At 73.7% G+C, this 20,639-nt stretch carries 9 protein-coding genes; 6 read left to right on the top strand and 3 right to left on the bottom strand.

Annotated features, from left to right (window positions below; translation table 11 throughout):
• Nucleotides 1–9 precede the first annotated feature (9 nt).
• The 3 genes from MTR79_RS16220 to MTR79_RS16230 all read left to right on the top strand — a co-directional run bounded on the left by MTR79_RS16220 (nucleotide 10) and on the right by MTR79_RS16230 (nucleotide 13,180).
• Nucleotides 10–6,615, top strand: a complete 6,606-nt coding sequence (locus MTR79_RS16220; RefSeq protein WP_244790873.1) for a type I polyketide synthase — start codon at nucleotides 10–12, stop codon at nucleotides 6,613–6,615.
• Nucleotides 6,616–6,620: 5 nt separating this feature from the next.
• The gene (locus MTR79_RS16225; protein WP_244790875.1) at nucleotides 6,621–9,758 is read left to right on the top strand and encodes a type I polyketide synthase; all 3,138 of its coding nucleotides are present in this window, start codon (nucleotides 6,621–6,623) and stop codon (nucleotides 9,756–9,758) included.
• A 146-nt stretch (nucleotides 9,759–9,904) separates the two neighbouring features.
• On the top strand, nucleotides 9,905–13,180 hold the full coding sequence (locus MTR79_RS16230; protein ID WP_189366369.1) for a non-ribosomal peptide synthetase: 3,276 nt from the start codon (nucleotides 9,905–9,907) through the stop codon (nucleotides 13,178–13,180).
• Between the two features lie 144 nt (nucleotides 13,181–13,324).
• On the opposite strand, the gene MTR79_RS16235 is transcribed toward MTR79_RS16230, so the two are convergent.
• The 3 genes from MTR79_RS16235 to MTR79_RS16245 all read right to left on the bottom strand — a co-directional run bounded on the left by MTR79_RS16235 (nucleotide 13,325) and on the right by MTR79_RS16245 (nucleotide 15,755).
• A complete protein-coding gene (locus MTR79_RS16235) occupies nucleotides 13,325–14,101 on the bottom strand; it encodes a MerR family transcriptional regulator (protein ID WP_244790877.1) in 777 nt (258 codons plus the stop codon).
• Between the two features lie 4 nt (nucleotides 14,102–14,105).
• Nucleotides 14,106–14,906, bottom strand: a complete 801-nt coding sequence (locus tag MTR79_RS16240; protein WP_244790878.1) for an alpha/beta fold hydrolase — start codon at nucleotides 14,904–14,906, stop codon at nucleotides 14,106–14,108.
• 87 nt (nucleotides 14,907–14,993) lie between these two features.
• Nucleotides 14,994–15,755: an alpha/beta fold hydrolase gene (locus tag MTR79_RS16245; RefSeq protein WP_189366368.1), complete on the bottom strand. Its 762-nt coding sequence runs from the start codon at nucleotides 15,753–15,755 to the stop codon at nucleotides 14,994–14,996.
• 326 nt (nucleotides 15,756–16,081) lie between these two features.
• On the opposite strand from MTR79_RS16245, the gene MTR79_RS16250 reads away from it, so the two are divergent.
• From MTR79_RS16250 to MTR79_RS16260, 3 genes are read left to right on the top strand one after another with little or no spacing between them, the layout of a single operon-like run.
• A complete protein-coding gene (locus tag MTR79_RS16250) occupies nucleotides 16,082–17,659 on the top strand; it encodes an acyl-CoA carboxylase subunit beta (protein WP_244790879.1) in 1,578 nt (525 codons plus the stop codon).
• 50 nt (nucleotides 17,660–17,709) lie between these two features.
• Nucleotides 17,710–19,608: a 2-oxoacid:acceptor oxidoreductase subunit alpha gene (locus tag MTR79_RS16255; RefSeq protein WP_244790881.1), complete on the top strand. Its 1,899-nt coding sequence runs from the start codon at nucleotides 17,710–17,712 to the stop codon at nucleotides 19,606–19,608.
• Entirely contained in the window at nucleotides 19,598–20,623 is a 1,026-nt protein-coding gene (locus tag MTR79_RS16260; protein WP_244790883.1) for a 2-oxoacid:ferredoxin oxidoreductase subunit beta, read from the top strand. Before MTR79_RS16255 ends, MTR79_RS16260 begins: the two co-directional genes overlap by 11 nt.
• Nucleotides 20,624–20,639 lie beyond the last annotated feature (16 nt).

Below are 20,639 nucleotides of genomic sequence, written 5' to 3' on the forward strand. Positions count from 1 at the left end.
GGGAGAACGATGACCAACGACAACAACGCCGATGTTCTCGAGTACCTGAAGCGGACATCGATCGAGCTGCTCGAAACGCGCAAGCGCCTCAAGGAGGTGACGGAGGCCGCCGCCGAACCCGTCGCCGTCGTGGGCGTCGCCTGCCGCTTCCCGGGCGGCGCCGCGTCCCCCGAGGCGCTGTGGGAACTGGTGCGGGCGGGCGCGGACGTCATGTCGGACTTCCCCGACGACCGTAACTGGGACCTGGAGAACCTCTACGACCCGGACCCCGACCGGCCGAACAGCTGCTACGCGCGCTCGGGCGGCTTCCTCCACGACGCGGGCGACTTCGACGCCGACTTCTTCGGCATCAACCCGCGCGAGGCGCTGGCCGCCGACCCGCAGCAGCGGCTGCTCCTGGAGACCTCCTGGGAGTCCCTGGAGCGGGCCGGCATCGACCCGGAGAAGCTGCGCGGCAGCGACACCGGTGTGTTCGCGGGCCTCGCCTACTTCGGCTACGGCAACCACTTCACGACCCCCGAGGCCATCTCGGGCTACGCGCAGACCGGTTCCCTGCTGAGCGTCGCCTCGGGCCGGGTGTCCTACACGCTGGGCCTGGAAGGTCCGGCGGTGTCCACCGACACCGCGTGCTCGTCGTCGCTGGTCGCGGTGCACCAGGCGGTGCAGTCGCTGCGGCAGGGCGAGTGCGGCCTGGCCCTGGCCGGCGGGGTGACCGTCGTCGGCATGCCGCAGGTGTTCCGGGAGTTCTCGCGGCAGCGGGGCCTGTCCGCCGACGGGCGCTGCAAGGCGTTCGCCGACGCCGCCGACGGCACCGGCTTCGCCGAGGGCGTCGGCATGCTGGTCCTGGAGCGGCTGTCGGACGCCCGTCGCAACGGACGCCGGATCTGGGCCGTCATCCGCGGCTCGGCCGTCAACCAGGACGGCGCCTCCAACGGCCTCACCGCGCCGAACGGACCCGCCCAGCAGCGCGTCATCCGGGCCGCCCTCGCCAACGCCCGGCTCCAGGCGGCCGACGTGGACGCGGTGGAGGCCCACGGCACCGGCACGACGCTCGGCGACCCCATCGAGGCGCAGGCGCTGCTGGCCACCTACGGACAGGACCGCGAGCCGGACAAACCGCTGTGGCTGGGCTCGCTGAAGTCGAACATCGGTCACACGCAGGCCGCCGCCGGTGTCGGCGGCATCATCAAGATGATCATGGCGATGCGGCACGGTGTCCTGCCCCGCACGCTGCACGTGGACCGCCCCTCCACCCACGTGGACTGGACGGCCGGCGCGGTGGAACTGCTGACCGAGGCAAGGCAGTGGCCCGGCACACCCGGCCGCCCCCGCCGGGCCGGCGTCTCCAGCTTCGGGGCCAGTGGCACCAACGCCCACCTCATCCTCGAGGAGGCCCCCGAGCCGGAGCCCGAACCGGCCGCCGACACCGACGGGCCCGGGCAGCGCTCCGCCACCGCCGGCCCCGCCCCGGCCGCCACCGGCGGCCCCGTGCCGTGGGTGCTGTCCGCGCGCTCGCCGCAGGCGCTGCGCGCGCAGGCGGACAAGCTGCGCGCGTTCGCCGCCGCCGACCCCGACGCGGACCTCGCCGACATCGGCGCGTCCCTGGTCACCACCCGGACGTCGTTCGAGCACCGTGCGGTGGCCGTGGGCCGCGACCGCGACGACCTGCTGAACGCCCTCACGGCGCTCGGCGACGGCGACGAATCCCCCGCCGTCGTACGGGGCGAGGCCGGCGAACCCGGCGAGCGCGTCTTCCTGTTCCCGGGCCAGGGCGCCCAGTGGACCGGCGTCGCGCGGGAGCTGTACGACACCTTCCCCGTCTTCGCGCGGACCCTCGACGAGGTCTGCCGGCACTTCGACGCCCACCTCCCCTTCGCCCTGAAGCCCCTGCTCCTCGCCGACGAGCCCGAGGGACGCGGACGCACCGACGTCATGCAGCCCGCGCTGTTCGCCCTCCAGGTCTCCCTGTACCGCCTCCTCACCCGGTACACCCCCCGGCCCGACCGCCTGATCGGCCACTCCGTCGGCGAGATCGCCGCCGCCCACGTCTGCGGCGTCCTCGACCTCGGCACCGCGACCCGGCTCGTCGCCGCCCGCGGACGCGTCATGCAGGCCGTCACCGAGCCCGGCGCCATGCTCGCCGTACGCGCCCCGCTCGCCGAGGCCGAGACGCTGCTCGCCCCGTACACCCGGGTCGGTCTCGCCGTCGTCAACGGACCCGAGTCGGTGGTGCTCGCGGGCCTGCGCGACCAGGTCCACGACCTGCGCGACCGGCTCGTCGCCGACGGCAGGTCCGCGAAGCTGCTCCCGGTCGACCACGCCTTCCACTCCCCGCTCATGGATGCGGTCCTGGACGAGTTCGCCCAGACCCTCGGCGCGCTGCCCGCCGACGGCGAGCTGTCGGTCCCGATCGTGTCGACGCGCCTGGGCCGCGAGGCCACGCTCGAGGAGCTGACGTCCGTCGAACACTGGGTGCGGCACGTGCGTGAGCCCGTGCGCTTCCACGACGCGGTGGAGCGGGCCCGCGAGGCGGGAGCGGACGTCTTCGTCGAGGTCGGTCCGGGCTCCACGCTCGCCGGCCTCCTCAAGGACGCCTTCGCCGGCCAGGGCGTCGACGACGCGGTGGTCCTCTCCACCTCGCGCAAGGGCCGTGGGGCGGCCGACGCGCTGACCGGCGCGCTCGCCGGGCTCCATGTGCGGGGCGTGCCGGTGGACTGGACCGCCCTGTTCGGGCCGCGCCCGCCGGTCGACCTCCCGACGTACGCGTTCCAGCGGCAGCGGTACTGGATGGACTTCCTCGCCGGACAGCGCTCCGCGGACGTCACCTCGGCCGGCCTGTCGGCCCCCGGCCACCCCCTCCTGAGCGCCGTGGTGGAGCACCCCGGCACCGACGAGGTGGTCTTCACCGACCTGTGGTCCCTGCGGACCCACGACTGGATCGCCGACCACGCCGTGTTCAGCGCGGTCGTCGTCCCGGCCACCGCCTACCTGGACCTGGCGCTGTCGGCGGGCGAGCACGTGGGGTGCGCCACGGTCGAGGAACTGACCCTGGCCGTACCCCTTGTCCTGCCCGACACCGGCGACGTGCGCGTACGGGTCGTCGTCGGCGCGGTGGACGAGGCCGGCCGCCGCTCGCTGGAGGTGTACGCGCGTCCCGGCGAGGACGGCCCGGCGGAGGGCGGCTGGACCCGCCACGCGGCGGGCACCCTGTCACCGGACACGCCGGCCGCCGGGGCCGAGGAGGGACCCGCGCCCGCCGCCTGGCCCCCGGCCGGAGCGGAGCGCATCGGCACCGAGGACCTCTACGACTGCTTCACCGACGCCGGCTTCGACTACGGCCCGGCGTTCCGCGGACTGCGCGAGGTGTGGCGCCGCGGCGACGACCTGTTCGCCCTCGCCACCCTGCCCGAGAGCGCCGAGGCGGCCGGCGCCGGGTTCACCCTGCACCCGGCGCTGATGGACACCGTCCTGCACGCGGCCGTGGCCGGCGGAGCCGTCCCGGTCACCGGCGGACAGGGCTGGATGCCCTTCTCCTGGTCCGGCGTCCACGCGCCCGGCGCGTGCGGCGCGACCGTACGCGTCCATCTGACCGCCGCCGCCGAGGGCGTCGTGTCCCTGACGCTCGCCGACGAGCGCGGCCGCCGCGTCGCGCGCGTCGAGGCGCTGACGTTCCGCCCCGCCGGCCCCGAGCAGGTGCACGCGGCGCACGGCGGACAGCAGCGGTCGCTGTACGAACTGCTCTGGCGGCCCGCCCGGCAGGGCGAGGGCGAGACCCTACGCGGGACCTGGGGCGTACTCGGCGCGAAGGACGGACAGGCCGCCCGCCTCGTGGCGGCCGGCGACGAACGCGTCCCCCTCCACCAGTCCCTCGGCGAAGTCCTGACGGGGCAGGCGCCCGGGCACCTCGTCCTGTGCCTGGACGACATCGTCACCGACGGCCCCGACCCGCTCACCGCGGCCGCGGACGCCGACAAGCACGTCCTCGCCCTCCTCCAGCGCTTCCTCGCCGAGGAACCGCTCGCCGACTCCACCCTGGTCGTCCTCACCCGCCTGGCCCAGGACACCGGCACGGGCGAGAGCGTCGAGAGCCTGCCCGGCGCGTCCGTGTGGGGCCTGGTCCGCTCCGCCCAGACCGAGCACCCCGGCAGGTTCCGGCTGCTGGACATCGACGACGAGGAGACCTCCCGCTCCCGCCTCGCGGACGCCCTCGCCCTCCCCGAGGACCAGCTCGCCCTGCGCGACGGCACGGCCCTCGTCCCCCGCCTCGCGCCGGCCGCGCCCGCGGACCACCGCATCGAGCCGCCGGCGGACGGCGCCCACCGCCTCGGCATCCCGGACAGGGGAACCCTGGAGAACCTGACCTGGGTGCCCTGCCCCGAGGTGGACGAGCCCCTGAGCAGCGGGCAGGTCCGCATCGCCGTGCACGCCGCCGGGCTCAACTTCCGCGACGTCACCATCGCCCTGGGGCTGATCGACCGGACGGCCATCGACGCCGGGCTCGGCAGCGAAGGCGCCGGAGTCGTCCTCGACGTCGCCGACGACGTGACCGGCTTCGCGCCGGGCGACCGGGTGACCGGCATCTTCTCCGGCGCCTTCGGCCCCGTGGCCGTCGCCGACCACCGCATGCTCGTCCCCGTCCCCGACGGCTGGAGCTACGCCGAGGCCGCGTCCATGCCGTGCACCTTCCTCACCGCCTACTACGCGCTCTTCCGTGCCACCGAGCTGAGGAAGGGACAGCGGATCCTCGTCCACGCCGCGGCCGGCGGGGTCGGCATGGCCGCCGTCCAGCTCGCCCGGCACGTCGGCGCCGAGGTCTACGCCACCGCCGGCCCGGCCAAGTGGCCCGCCCTGCGCGCCCTGGGCATCGACGACGCGCATCTGGCGTCCTCCCGCGACCTGGAGTTCGCCGGGAAGTTCCTGGACTCCACCGGCGGGCGCGGCGTGGACGTCGTCCTCAACTCCCTCGCGCACGAGTTCGTCGACGCCTCCCTGACCCTGCTGCCCGGCGGCGGCACGTTCCTGGAGATGGGCAAGACCGACATCCGCGATCCCCGGCGGGTGGCGGCCGACCACCCCGGAGTGACGTACCGGGCCTTCGACCTCTACGCATCCGGCCCGGACACCATCCACGCCATGTTCCAGGAGGTCATGGCGCTGTTCGCCGACGGACGGATACGACTGAGCCCGATCACCGTGCGCCACGTGCGTGACGCGCGCAGGACGTTCCGCGAGATGAGCCAGGGCCGGCACGTCGGCAAGCTGGTCCTGGAGACCGGCGACACCCTCGGCGGCGGCACCGTGCTGGTCACCGGCGGAACCGGCGGGGTCGGCTCGGTCGTGGCGCGGCACCTCGTCGCCGAACGCGGCGTACGCAGCCTCGTCCTGGCCGGCCGTCGCGGCACGGCGGCCGACGGCGTCACCGAACTGGTCGCGGACCTGGAGGGCGCGGGCGCCACCGTCCGCGTCGTGGCCTGCGACGTCGCGGACCGGGCCGCCGTGGCCGCCCTGCTCGCGGACATGCCGCCCCGCCACCCGCTGACGGCCGTCGTCCACGCGGCCGGCACCCTGGCCGACGGCACCGTGGAGTCGCTGACCGCCGAGAGCCTCGACCACGTCCTGGCCGCCAAGGCCCGCGGCGCGCTCAACCTGCACGAACTGACCCGGGACCGCCCTTTGTCGGCGTTCGTGCAGTTCTCCGCCCTCGCCGGCACCCTCGGCACCGCCGGACAGGCCAACTACGCCGCCGCCAACGCCTTCCTGGACGCTCTGGCGGCACGCCGCAGGGCGTCCGGCCTGCCCGGCACCTCACTGTGCTGGGGCTGGTGGGAACAGAGCCGCGGCATGACCGGGGACCTGGACCAGGCCGACCTCTCCCGCCTGCGCCGGATGGGCATCGCCCCGATGCCGGCCCCCGAGGCACTGGCCCTGTTCGACGCCGCGTGCGCCCTCGACAAGCCGGTCCTCGTGCCGGCCCGGGTGGACGTCGCCGCGCTGCGCGGCAGGACCGGCGGCGACGTGCCGCCGCTGCTGCGCGACCTCGCCGGCGGCGGCCGTCCGCGCCGCGACCGGGCGAACACCGCCGGGGACGGCGGCTCCCAGGGCTTGGTCGCCAGGCTGGCCGCCCTGCCCGCCGACGAGGCCCTGGCCGCCGTCCTCGACTGGGTCCGCGACCAGGTCGCCGTCGTGCTCGGACACCCCTCCGGCGCCGCCGTCAACGTCGACCAGGCCTTCACCCAGCTCGGATTCGACTCGCTGACCTCGGTCGAACTGTGCAACCGCCTGGCCACCTCGACCGGCCTGCGCCTGCCGACCACCCTCGTCTTCAGCTACCCGACCCCGCGCGAGCTGAGCGAGCACCTGCACGGCCTGCTGCGCCCGGCCGCGGACACCGGCACGGACGCGGACGGGGACGAGGACGCGCGGATCCGGGACGCGCTGCGGAACGTGTCGGTCGCCGGCCTGCGCGCCGCCGGCCTCCTGGACCTGGTCCTGGCCTGCGCGGACACCCCGCACCCGGCGGACGACGGCACGCCCGCGGCGGACGCGGGCGTGGACGTACTGACCGACCTGGATCTGGAAGCACTGGTCGACCTGGCCTTGGACGAGAAGAGGTAAGAGACATGACCAACTCCGCGGATCGCACAGCGGACGGCGCGGACCGGGTCCAGCGGGCGCTCCGCACACTGCTGGAGGAGCGCGACCGCCTCCGGCAGGAGAACGAGGCCATGAAGGCCGGCCGCGGCGAGCCCGTCGCCGTGGTCGCCATGGCGTGCCGCTACCCGGGCGGCGTGTCCTCGCCCGAGGACCTGTGGGGCGTGGTGCGCGGCGGCCTGGACGTCGTGGACGACTTCCCCAAGGACCGCGGCTGGCGCGACGTGTACGACCCCGACCCCGGCACCGCCGGCCACTCGCACACCCGCCAGGGCGGGTTCCTGAGCGACGTGGCGGGCTTCGACGCCGAGTTCTTCGGCATCAGCCCCCGCGAGGCGCTGGCGGTCGACCCGCACCACCGCCTGCTGCTGGAGACGTCCTGGGAGGTCTTCGAACGGGCCGGCATCGTCCCCGCCGAGGTGCGCGGCTCCGACGTCGGCGTCTTCTCCGGCGTCAGCTCCTCCGAGTACGGCTGGCGCTTCCTGGACAACAGCCCCGAGGAGCTGGAGGGCTACCTGCTGTACGGCAGCGCGCTCAGCGTCGCCTCCGGCAGGGTCGCCTACCAACTGGGCCTGACGGGACCCGCGGTGTCCGTGGACACGGCGTGCTCGTCGTCCCTGGTGGCCCTGCACATGGCGGTGCAGTCCCTGCGCTCGGGGGAGTGCTCCCTCGCGCTGGCCGGCGGGGCGTCGGTCATCTCGACGCCCGCGATGTTCGTGGAGTTCTCCCGGCTCGGCGCCCTGTCGGCGGGCGGCCGGTGCAAGGCCTTCGCGGACGGCGCCGACGGCACCGGCTGGGCCGAGGGCGTGGGCGTCCTGCTGCTGGAGCGGCTGTCCGACGCCCGCCGCAACGGGCACCCGGTGCTGGCCGTCGTCCGCGGCAGCGCCGTCAACCAGGACGGGGCCAGCAACGGCCTGACCGCCCCCAACGGCCGCGCCCAGGAGGCGGTGATCCGCAAGGCACTGGCCAGCGCCGGCGTCGCCCCCTGCGAGGTCGACCTGGTCGAGGCCCACGGCACCGGGACCGTCCTCGGCGATCCCATCGAGGCGGGCGCGGTGCTCGCCGCCTACGGGCAGGGCCGGTCCGAGGACCGGCCGCTGTGGCTGGGCTCCCTGAAGTCGAACCTCGGGCATGCCATGGCCGCCGCCGGAGTCGGCGGCGTCATCAAGACCGTGATGGCCCTGCGCCACGGATACCTCCCCAAGACCCTGCACGTGGACGCGCCCACCTCGCACGTCGACTGGTCCTCCGGCGACGTCGAACTGCTCGTCGAGGGCCGTGAGTGGACCCGCGCCGACGCTCCCCGGCGGGCCGGTGTGTCCTCCTTCGGCGTCAGCGGCACCAACGCGCACGTCGTCCTGGAGGAGCCACCTCCCGAGGAGCGGGCGGACGAGGAGCGGGCGGACGCGGACGGGCCCGGGGCGGGCGTCCGCGGCGGACTCGTGCCGTGGGTGCTGTCGGGCCGGAGCGCGGCGGCCCTGCGCGCACAGGCGGGCCGGCTCCGCGACGTCGCCGCCGGCACGGACCTGGACCTCGCCGGCGCCGGCTGGTCCCTGGTGTCGGGCCGGACGGCGTTCGAACACCGCGCGGTGGTGCTCGGCCGGGACCAGGACGAACTGCTGAACGGTCTGACGGCGCTCGGCGACGGCGCGGAGTCCACCGCCGTGGTGAGCGGCGTCGCCGCCGCCGGGACGGGCCCGGTCGCCTTCGTGTTCCCCGGCCAGGGCTCGCAGTGGGCGGGCATGGGACGGCAGCTGTACGACGCCTTCCCGGTCTTCGCCGAGTCCCTCGACGCGTGCGCCGACGCCCTGGCCGAATGGGTCGACTGGTCGTTGCTCGACGTGGTGCGCGGCACGGCAGGGGCGCCGGGCCTGGACCGGGTGGACGTGGTCCAGCCGGCGCTGTTCTCCGTGATGGTGTCCATGGCCGCCCTGTGGCGGTCCTGGGGCGTGGAGCCGGCCGCGGTGGTCGGCCACAGCCAGGGCGAGATCGCCGCCGCGTACGTGAGCGGCGCGCTGTCCCTGCGGGACGCCACCCGGGTCGTCGCGCTGCGCAGCAAGGCCCTCGTGGATCTGAACGGCCACGGCGGCATGGCCTCGGTCGCCGAGTCCGCCGACGTCGTGGAGCAGCGCCTCGCCCCGTGGGAGGGGAGGATCAGCGTCGCCGTCGTCAACGGCCCCCGCTCGGTGGTGGTGTCCGGCGAACCGGACGCGCTCGACGAGTTCGTCGAGAAGATGAAGGCCGACGGCGCGCAGGCCCGGCGGATATCCGTCGACTACGCCTCCCACTCCCACCACGTGGCCCGGGTCCGCGACCAGGTGACCGCCGCGCTGTCCGGCGTCAGCCCCAGCACCTCGAAGCTGCCCTTCTACTCGACCCTGTACGGCGAGAAGACCGACACCGCGCGGCTGGACGCCGGCTACTGGTACGACAACCTGCGCGGGAAGGTCGTCTTCGAGACGTCCGTGCGGCGGCTGGCCGAGGACGGCTTCCGGGTGTTCGTGGAGATGAGCCCGCACCCCGTGCTGACCGTCCCGGTGCAGGAGACCGTCGAGGACGCGGCCGACGCGCTGGTCCTGTCGTCCACGCGCCGGGACCGTGACGAGGTGGAGACCGTCCTGGGCTCGCTGGCCCAGTTCCACGTCCACGGCGGGTCCGTCGACTGGTCCGCCCTGTTCACCACCCGCAGGCGCGTGGACCTGCCGACGTACGCGTTCCAGCGGCGCCGGTACTGGCTGAACCCCGCGCACACCGCGCCCACCGCGCAGCTGCCCGCGACGGAGCAGCCCCCCGCCGCCGACGACACCCTCGTCCCCCTGTCGGAGCGGATCGCCGGCCTGGGCGAGGAGGACGCGCGCGCCCTCGTCCTCGACCACGTCCTGGAGCGGGTCGCCGTCGTCCTCGGCCGCTCCGCCGACCAGGCCGTCGACCCCGACGAGGAGGTCCTGAAGATCGGCTTCGACTCGATGCTCTCGGCGGAGCTGAGCAAACGGCTCACCGCGTCCACCGGGCTCAGACTGCGGGCGAACATGGTGCTGCGGCACCCGACCCCCCGCCTGATCGCCGAGCACGTCACGACCTCGCTGGCGGGCCGCGGCACCCGCTGAACGACCGCGCCACACGGTGAACCCCGCACCCCGGGGGCGCCGGACCGCCGGCCTCGCGTGTCCCGCCGGCGGGACACGCGAGGCCCCGGGCGGCCCGTCCCGCCGGGCACCGAGTTGTCTTGTACGGCCGCGACACCCCCCGGAAGATGGGGGCGATCTGTGAATTCTTCCGTTACCCGGGCCTGTCTGCTGAGGGGTTGATCTGTGTGCCTTCGTTCGGTGCGTCGTCTGCGCATGAGGGGATGTGGCGGGCGCAGCACATGGCTCCCGACACGCCGAATCACGCGCTGACCCTGTGGGATGTGGCCGGGGAACTGGACACGGCCGTCATGGGGTCCGCGTTCCGGCACGTCATGGGCGAGGCGGAAGTGCTCCGCGTCAACTTCGCCGAGCACGACGGCGAACTGCGGCTCGTACCCCGGGAACTGGGGGAGTGGCGGCCCTTCCACCTCGACCTGAGCGCCGAGGCCGACCCCGAGCAGGCGGCCCGCGACGCGCTCGCCGACCTGGTGCGCGAGCCGTTCGACCTGGGCCGGGACCTGCTGTTCCGGCTGGGCGTGGTCCGGCTCGCCGCCGACCGCTCCCTCCTGGTGATCGCCTACCACCACCTCATATCCGACGGGTTCGGCGCGGGCGGCCTGCTCTCCCGGCGCCTCGCCGAGGTCTACACCGCCCTGGTGCGCGGCGAGCCGGTCCCCGAGCTGCCCCACCCGTGGGACGCCGAGTCCTTCGCGGCCGAGGCCGTCGAGTACCGAGGATCGCAGCGGTACACCGAGGACACGGCTTTCTGGCGGGACTACCTCAAGGACGCGCCGGCGCCCGCGCAGGTCCCCCGCGTCGCCCTGTCCGACGAGCGGCGCTCCGCGCTGTCCGAACCGCTCAGCAGCGCCGACCGCTGGTCGGAGGTGGCCGAGACCATCGGCATGGTCAGCCGCACCCTGACCGTCCCGCGGGCCGAGGCCGACACGTGGACCGAGACCGCCAAGTCCATGGGCCTGTGGATGTCGCAGCTGCTCACCGCCTCCGCCGCGGTCTACTTCCGCCACCGCTGCGACCGCCCCGAGTTCCTCCTGTCGCTCGCCGTCGGCAACCGCGTCGGCGTGGCCAGCAGGACCCCCGGCCTGGCCGTCAACGTGGTGCCCGTACGCGTCGCCGTCCCTCTCGGCGCGACCTTCACCGACATCGCCGACACCCTCGTCGACGAGACGTACGAGATCTTCGACCACGCCGCCTGCCACTACTCGGACATCCAGCGCGCCGCCGGCACCGTCCTGAGCGGCCGCGGCAGCTTCGGCACCGTCATCAACGTCGTCGAGTTCGTGGAGCCGCTCCGCTTCGGCGACAGCCCGGCCCGCTACTTCGGCGCGACGACCGGCACCTTCGAGGAACTGTCGATCGGCGTCTACACCGACGGCAGCGCCGACAGCGACCTCTACATCCGCCTCGACGCCCCCGCCAACCTCTACCACCGCGCCGAACTGCGCTTCATCGGCGAGGAGCTGATCGCCCACATCCGCGCCACCGTCACCGCCGGCGCCCAGCCGGCCGGCGCGCTGGACGTCGTCGCCGGCGCCGAACGGCACCAGGTGCTCCGGGCGCCCAACGACACCCTGGCCCCGCTGCCCGAGGCGACGGTCACGGACCTGTTCGCCCGGCAGACGGAGCGGAACCCCGACGCCGTCGCCCTGGTCGAAGGCGACACGGCCCTCACCTACCGGGACCTGGACGAGCGGTCGGCCCGCCTCGCCGGGGAACTGCGCCGGCGGGGCGTGGGCCCCGAGTCGGCCGTGGCGGTGGCGATGCCCCGCTCGGCCGGCCTGGTCACCGCCCTGCTGGCCGTCGTGAAGGCCGGCGGAGCCTACCTGCCCGTCGACCCGGCGTCCCCGGCCGACCGGATCCGCTCCCAGACCGGCACGGCACGCCTCCTGCTCACCGACACGGCGACCGCCGGCACCCTCCCCACCGGCCTCGACGTACCCGCCCTCGTGTGCGACGACCTCCGCCCGGAGACCGCCGACAGCGCCGCCTCCCAGGCCCCGGCCCCCTCGCCCGCCCACCCGGACACCCTGCTGGCCGTGCTGTACGGCTCCGGATCGACCGACGCGGGCACGGCGGTCGCGCTGACCCACCGGAACCTGCTCCGCTTCGTCCTGGACCGGCACTGGAAGGACGGCGGCCGCGGCACCGTCCTGTGGCACGCGCCGCACACCTGCGACGCCCTCGCCCTCGAGGTGTGGGCCCCGCTGCTCAACGGCGGCCGCGTGGTCGTCGCCCCCCAGGGACAGCTCGACGCCGACACGCTGACCGAGGCGCGAGCCGCGCACGGCATCACCACCGTGTGGCTGCCCGCCGGCCTCTTCTCACAGATCGCGGCGGGACACCCCGAGCGCCTCGCCGGACTGCGCGAGGTCTGGACCGGCGGCGACCGCGTGTCCGCGGCGGCGCTGCGCCGGGTCCGCGAGGCATGCCCCGAGCTGACCATCGTCCACGGCCACGGCCCGAGCGAGACGACCGTGTTCGCCGCCCGCCACCGCCTGCCCGCCGGCGAACCGGTGCGCCACGCGGACGCGGTCGGCCGCCCGATGGACCACACCGCTCTCTACGTCCTGGGACCGGGACTGGCACCCGTCCCCGCCGGCGTGACCGGTGAGCTGTACGTGGCCGGGCCCGGCCTGGCACGCGGCTACGCCGGACGCCCCCGGCGGACCGCCGAGCGTTTCGTGCCCTGCCCGTTCGGCCCGCCCGGCGCGCTCATGTACCGGACCGGGGACCGGGTGCGCTGGGGCAGCGGCGGCCGCCTCGACTACGTGGCCCGCGCCGACGCCCAGGCCGACGTGCGCGGCGTGCGGGTCGAGCTGGCCGAGGTCGAGGAGGTGCTGTCCGAGTACAGCGGCCTCGCCCGGTCCGTCGTGGTCGTCCGGGAGGACGCCACCGGCCAGCAGCGCCTGGTCGCCTACGTCGTCCCGGCGGCCGGCCGGACCGTCACCGCCGACGAACTGCGGCGGTTCGCCGCGGGATGGCTGCCGGAGTCCATGGTGCCGTCCCTGTTCATGGTGCTGGAGCGTCTGCCGGAGACCGCCGGGGGCAGGATCGACCGGGCGGCGCTGCCCGAGCCCCGGTTCGACGACGGGACGTACCGCGCACCGCGCAACGACACCGAACGAGCCCTGGCCAAGGCTTTTGCCGAGGTGCTCGAACTGGACCGGGTGGGCATCGACGACGACTTCTTCGACCTCGGCGGCAACTCGCTGCGGGCGATCCGCCTGGTCGGCCTGATCCGGGCCGAGCTGGACCAGGAGGTGTCCATCCGCAGGCTGTTCGCGGCGCGCACCGTCACCGGCCTGTCCGACATGTGGCGCGACCTCGCCCAGTCCCGCAAGCCGGCCCTGCGCAGGAGGACGAAGGCGGGCGCGGTCCTCTGACCGCCGGCCGCGCCGCACCCCCCGGGCCCCGGCGGCGCGGGTCGCCACCGGTGCCGGGGGACCAGGCGCCCGGGAGTCTCCGGCGCCGGGAGATCCCGGCCGCCCGCCCGCCGGCCTGCCCGGTCGCCCCGCCCGGGCGGCCCGTCACTGGTACGGGATGTCGACGCCGGCCGCGCGCAGGTTCGCCTCGAGCAGCTCGGTCAGCCGGGCAGCCGCCGGCGCCTGGTCCTCCCGGTGGTGGTTGATCAGCCCGTAGCGGGTGGCGGCGTCGGGCCTGGCCCGGAACTCGGCCGGCATCGTCAGCAGTTCGCGGTCGGCCAGCAGTTCCGTCGCCAGTTCGGCCGCCAGCCCCTCGAGCCGCGGATCGTCCGGGTCCCAGGACTCGACGTCCTGGCAGAGCTTCATCAGCTCGATGTACCGAGGATGGGCGAGCTGGCGTTCGAGCTGGACCACGAGGCTGTCGAAGATCTCCGGGACCAGGGCCCGGGCCAGGACCAGGGCTTCCCGCTGGAGGGCCACGTAGCCGGCGCTGAAGCCGAGTTCGGCGAGCCGGTCCAGGGCGGTGCAGGCGCGCTCGGGCAGCAGGAGCCGGTCGCCGGAGGCGAGCCGGTGCAGCGCCGCCCGCCGCGCGATCAGCTCCTCGATCCGGTCGTTGAGCCGCCGCTCCACGTCCTCCAGGGCGGAGGCGAACCGCTCGGGGCCGGCGTCGAGCAGATCCCTGACCTCGGCCAGCGGCACCCCCGCGCCGGCGAGCGTGCGGACCTGGACCAGCCGCAGCATGTCGGACGATCCGTACCGGCGGTATCCGGAGCTGTCGCGGTCCGGTTCGTCGACCAGGCCGAGCCGGTGATAGTGCCGCACAGCCTTCACCGTGACGCCGGCGAACGCCGCCGCCTGACCGATCGTCAGTCCGTACACCATCCGCTCAGCGGGCCCCTCGGCCGGGCGTGGCCGCGATCTCGCGCACCGCCTCGGCGACGGCCCGGAAGTCCTTGCGCAGAATGCGGGAGTGGTTGCTCGCGACCTTCGCGCTGACCCGCAGGTGCGGGTTCCGGGCGAGCACCGGGTCGAGCGAGGTCCGCATCCGCTCCATCTCCTCCCGGCCCCCGCCGAGGTTGCCGCCCGTGGCCAGCACGTACCGTACCGGGTAGGTCGCGCGGTCGAGGACCGGCCCGAGGGCGGCGCAGATCTCGTTGATCTCGATGTTGATCTCGGCATGCTGGTCGGCGCTCATCCGCGCGGACAGGCCGAACGGACGCAGCAGCGGCAGCAGCGGCCGCATCCGGCCGAACAGGCGCCGGATCCGCGCACGGGCCTCCTCGCCGGTGATGCCGTACGGAACGGCGCCGTCCACAGACACCACCCCCAGGACGCGGTCGGGGTTCCGGTCCGCCCAGTGGACGGCCAGCGCCGCGCCGTAGGACCACCCGACGAGCAGCGGACGCTCCACACCGGTCGCTTCGACAACGGCGTCGAGGTCGCGGAGACACGCTTCGAAGGAGTAGTCCGCCGACCGCCTGGACCGGCCGCGGGCCCGCTCGTCGTACGTGATGTGCCGCCAGCCGGAGCCGAGTTCGGAGATCACGGGCCGCCAGGGCCGGTGGCCGCAGTACGAGCCGTTCAGGTAGACGACGGGAATGCCCGCGCCGCGCGTGTCGGTGAGGGACAGGGCCGTGTCGTCGACGGGGAGCATGCCGGTCCGGAACGATGCGGTGGAAGTGGTCATGTACGTCAGCGTCCACCCTGACCCCGGGTCAGGGTCAACCGACGACATCCGGCCAGGGCCCCCGGGCCCGGCCGCCGCCCCGCGCGCTCAGGAGGCGGCGGTACCGGCGAGCAACCCTTCGGTGACGACCGCCGCTATCCGGTGGAGGTGGTCGGCGAGGTAGAAGTGACCGCCGGAGAACACCTTCAGGGCGAAGTCGCCACGCGTGTGCTCCCGCCACGTCCGCGCGTCCCGGACCGTCACCATCGGATCGCTGTCCCCGACCAGCGCGGTCACCGGAGCGGCCAGCGGCTCCCCCGCCCGCCAGCGGTAGGTGGCCAGGGCCCGGTAGTCGGCCCGCAGCGCCGGCAACACCAACTCCAGGAGGTCCGGGTTGTCCAGCATGGTCTGATCGGTACCGCCCAGCCGGCGCACCTCGGCCAGCACGTCGGCGTCGTCGTACAGCAGGTAGTGGGCGCTCTCCCGCAGGTCCGGCGCGCCCCGTCCGGACAGGAACAGCCGCTGGGGACCGGGCAGTCCCTCCTCCCGCAGCAGCCGGGCCGTCTCGAACGCGACGAGCGCGCCCATACTGTGCCCGAACAGGGCGTACGGCCGTCCGGGGTCCGCGGCCAGCTCGGGGGCCAGTACCCCGGCCACCGCCTCGACGAGCCCGTCCAGGGTCGTCAGCGGCGCCTCGTTGAACCGGTCCTGCCGCCCCGGGTACTGCACCGCCACCACGTCGAAGTCCGCGGGCAGCGTACGCGCCAGCTGGCTGTACGCCGTCGCCGAGCCCCCCGCGTGCGGGAAGCACACGAGCCGCGGCCCGTCCCCCGCCGCCCTGGTGAAACGCCGGAACCAGGTGCTGTTCACAGTTGGTGTCCCTTCGTCTGTGCCGGCCGTTGCGGCGATCACCGGACGGACCGGGCCATGAAGAAGCCCGCCGGTGCCCCCGGGGGAATGTAGGGCGCCGACGGGCCTTCAGATGCCCCGTGAGGGCTAGGGGGTGCCGGCCTGATCCAGACGACACCTCCTGGCGCCCGTCCGTGCCGGAGCTCATGACGTCAGCGTCCGCTCCCGCCCTCGACCCCCGCTCGCCCCCCGCTGGAGGACCCCGCGCGTTCGGCGCTCCAACCGGCTTCGAGCGCCGTGGCGGAGGCTGGCCGGTGGTTCATCACGACGACCGGAAGAAGGAGCGCATGACCGCCTTGGACGACAAGCCGGTCGGGCTGCGGCGCGGCACGGTCGCCGAGCTACGGGCCGTACGGGACGCCGTGCGCGAGGGGCCCGGGGAGAAGGCCACCGCGGCCCAGCACGCCAAGGGCAAGCTCACCGCCCGGGAACGGCTCTCCCTCCTCTTCGACGACGGCCGCTTCACCGAGGTCGAGGGGCTGCGCCGGCACCGGGCGACCGGCTTCGGCCTGGAGGACCGGCGCCCCCACACCGACGGTGTGATCACCGGCTGGGGCCGGGTGTGGGGACGTACCGTCTTCGCCTACGCCCACGACTTCAGGATCTTCGGAGGCTCCCTCGGAGAGGCGCACGCCGAGAAGATCCACAAGATCATGGACATGGCCGCCACCGCCGGCGCCCCCATCGTGGGCCTGTGCGACGGCGCCGGGGCGCGCATCCAGGAAGGCGTGAGCGCGCTCGCCGGCTACGGCGGCATCTTCCAGCGCAACGTCCGCAACTCCGGGGTCGTCCCGCAGATCAGCGTCATGCTGGGACCCTGCGCGGGCGGAGCGGCCTACTCCCCGGCCCTGACCGACTTCGTGTTCATGGTGCGCGGCACCTCGCAGATGTTCATCACGGGACCGGACGTGGTCAAGGCCGTCACCGGAGAACGGATCAGCCAGGACGACCTGGGCGGCGCCGACGCCCACGCCGCCACCTCCGGAGTCGCCCACTTCGCCTACGACGACGAGGAGAGCTGCCTCGCCGACGTCCGGCACCTGCTGTCCTACCTGCCCGCCAACAACCGCGAGCTGCCCCCCGTACAGCCCTGCGCCGACCGGCCCGACCGGCTCACCCCGGCCCTGTACGACCTGGTGCCGGCCGAGCCGAAACACGCCTACGACATGCGCGGCGTCATCGAGGAGTTCGTCGACGCCGGCGACTACTTCGAGGTCCACGAGGCCTGGGCGCCCAACATGGTGTGCGCCCTGGCCCGCCTGGACGGCCACACCGTCGGCATCGTCGCCAACCAGCCCGCCTCCCTCGCCGGGGTCCTCGACATCAAGGGCAGCGAGAAGGCGGCCCGCTTCGTGCAGATGTGCGACTCCTTCAACATCCCGCTCGTGACCCTGGTGGACGTCCCGGGCTTCCTGCCCGGCGTCGACCAGGAGCACGGCGGCATCATCCGGCACGGCGCGAAACTCCTCTACGCGTACTGCGACGCCACCGTCCCCCGCGTCCAACTGATCCTGCGCAAGGCCTACGGGGGCGCCTACATCGTCATGGACTCCCGCTCCATCGGCTCGGACCTGTCGCTGGCCTGGCCCGGCAACGAGATCGCGGTGATGGGCGCGGAGGGCGCCGCGGGCGTCGTCTTCCGGCGCGAGATCGCCGCCGCCGACGACCCCGAGGCCGCCCGCGAGCAGTACATCAAGGAGTACCGGGACCGGCTCATGCACCCCTACCACGCCGCCGAACGCGGCCTGGTGGACGACGTCATCGACCCCGCCGAGACCCGGGTCCGACTGATCGACGCGCTCGCCGTGCTGCGTACCAAGCACGTGGCACACCCCTCACGCAAGCACGGCAACCAGCCCCAGTGACGCGCCTGGCCCGCGCCCGCGGTCCAGCAACGACAGGAGCCCACACACTCATGTCCGTGGAAACCACCGCCCCCGCCGTCGCGGGGGCGGTCGACAAGGAAGTCCGCCAGCTCGACCGAGTGATCATCAGGTTCGCGGGGGACTCGGGTGACGGGATGCAGCTCACCGGTGACCGGTTCACCTCGGAGACCGCGTCCTTCGGCAACGACCTCTCCACGCTGCCGAACTTCCCGGCCGAGATCCGTGCCCCGGCCGGGACGCTGCCGGGGGTGTCGTCGTTCCAGCTGCACTTCGCCGACCACGACATCCTCACCCCCGGTGACGCGCCGAACGTGCTGGTGGCGATGAACCCGGCGGCGTTGAAGGCGAACGTGGGTGATCTGCCGCGGGGTGCGGAGATCATCGTCAACACCGACGAGTTCACCAAGCGGGCGATGCAGAAGGTCGGCTACGCCGCCAGTCCGCTGGAGGACGGTTCGCTGGACGGCTTCCATGTGCATCCGGTGCCGCTGACGACGCTGACGGTGGAGGCGCTCAAGGAGTTCGACCTCACGCGCAAGGAGGCCGAGCGGAGCAAGAACATGTTCGCGCTGGGTCTGCTGTCGTGGATGTATCACCGGCCCACGGAGGGGACGGAGACGTTCCTGCGGTCGAAGTTCGCGAAGAAGCCGGACATCGCGGCGGCGAACATCGCGGCGTTCCGGGCGGGCTGGAACTTCGGGGAGACCACGGAGGACTTCGCGGTCTCCTACGAGGTGGCGCCGGCGGCGACGGCGTTCCCGCCGGGTGTCTACCGCAACATCTCCGGCAACCTGGCGCTGTCCTACGGGCTGGTCGCCGCCTCTCGTCAGGCGGATCTGCCGCTGTTCCTGGGCTCGTACCCGATCACCCCGGCCTCGGACATCCTGCACGAGTTGAGCAAGCACAAGAACTTCGGTGTGCGCACGTTCCAGGCGGAGGACGAGATCGCGGGGATCGGTGCGGCGCTGGGCGCGGCGTTCGGCGGGTCCCTGGCGGTGACGACGACGTCCGGGCCGGGGGTGGCGCTGAAGTCCGAGACGATCGGGCTGGCGGTGTCGCTGGAGCTGCCGCTGCTGGTGGTGGACATCCAGCGGGGCGGGCCGTCGACGGGGCTGCCGACGAAGACGGAGCAGGCGGATCTGCTGCAGGCGATGTACGGCCGCAACGGTGAGGCGCCGGTGCCGGTGGTGGCGCCGAGGACGCCGGCGGACTGCTTCGACGCCGCCCTGGAGGCGGCCCGCATCGCGCTGGCCTACCGCACCCCGGTGTTCCTGCTGTCCGACGGGTATCTGGCCAACGGCAGCGAGCCGTGGCGTGTGCCCGAGATCGACGAGCTGCCGGACCTGACGGTGCGGTTCGCGCAGGGCCCCAACCACACCCTGGACGACGGGACCGAGGTGTTCTGGCCCTACAAGCGGGACCCGCACACGCTGGCCCGTCCGTGGGCGATCCCGGGCACGCCGGGTCTGGAGCACCGCATCGGCGGGATCGAGAAGCAGGACGGCACCGGCAACATCTCCTACGACCCCGCCAACCACGACTTCATGGTCCGCACCCGCCAGGCCAAGATCGACGGCATCGACGTGCCCGACCTCCAGGCCGACGACCCGGACGGCGCCCGCACCCTGGTCCTGGGCTGGGGCTCGACCTACGGACCGATCACCGCGGCCGTGCGCCGTATCCGCGCCCAGGGCGGCCACATCGCCCAGGCGCATCTGCGCCACCTCAACCCCTTCCCGCCCAACCTCGGCGAGGTACTCACCCGGTACGAACGCGTCGTCATCCCGGAGATGAACCTCGGCCAGCTCGCCACCCTCATCCGCGCCGAGTACCTCATCGACGCCCTCTCCTACACCCAGGTCAACGGCATGCCGTTCAAGGCGGAACAGCTCGCCACCGCGCTCGAGGAGGCCATCGATGGCCACTGAACTCACTCTCACGGCGAAGGACTTCAAGTCTGATCAGGAGGTGCGCTGGTGCCCGGGCTGCGGTGACTACGCCGTGCTGGCCGCCGTGCAGGGCTTCATGCCGGAGCTGGGCCTGGCCCGCGAGAACATCGTCTTCGTCTCCGGCATCGGCTGCTCCTCCCGCTTCCCGTACTACATGAACACCTACGGGATGCACTCCATCCACGGCCGCGCCCCCGCCATCGCCACCGGCCTCGCCACCTCCCGCCGGGACCTGTCCGTGTGGGTCGTCACCGGCGACGGCGACGCGCTGTCCATCGGCGGCAACCACCTCATCCACGCCCTGCGCCGCAACGTCAACCTCAAGATCCTGCTGTTCAACAACCGCATCTACGGACTCACCAAGGGCCAGTACAGCCCCACCTCCGAGGTCGGCAAGATCACCAAGTCGACCCCCATGGGATCGCTGGACGCGCCCTTCAACCCGGTCTCGCTCGCGATCGGCGCGGAGGCGTCCTTCGTCGCCCGCACCGTCGACTCCGACCGCAAACACCTCACCGAGGTCCTGCGCCAGGCCGCCGACCACCCCGGCACCGCCCTGGTGGAGATCTACCAGAACTGCAACATCTTCAACGACGGCGCCTTCGAGGTCCTCAAGGACCGCCGACAGGCCGAGGAAGCCGTCATCCGCCTGGAACACGGGCAGCCGATCCGCTTCGGCGCCGACAACGGCAAGGGCGTCGTCCGCGACCCGGCCACCGGTGACCTGAAGGCCGTCGCCGTCACCCCCGGCAACGAGGCGGACATCCTCGTCCACGACGCCCACATCGCCTCCCCGACGACCGCGTTCGCGCTGTCCCGGCTCGCCGACCCCGACACCCTGCACCACACCCCCATCGGCGTGTTCCGCTCCGTCGACCGGCCCGTCTACGACACCCTCATGGCCGACCAGCTCGACACCGCCGTCGACCAGCACGGCAAGGGCGACCTCGCCGCCCTCCTCGCCGGCAACGACACCTGGACCGTCGCCGGCTGACGTCGGGCCTCCGGAA

Source organism: Streptomyces sp. BJ20 (assembly GCF_022869105.1).
Lineage (GTDB): Bacteria > Actinomycetota > Actinomycetes > Streptomycetales > Streptomycetaceae > Streptomyces > Streptomyces griseoincarnatus.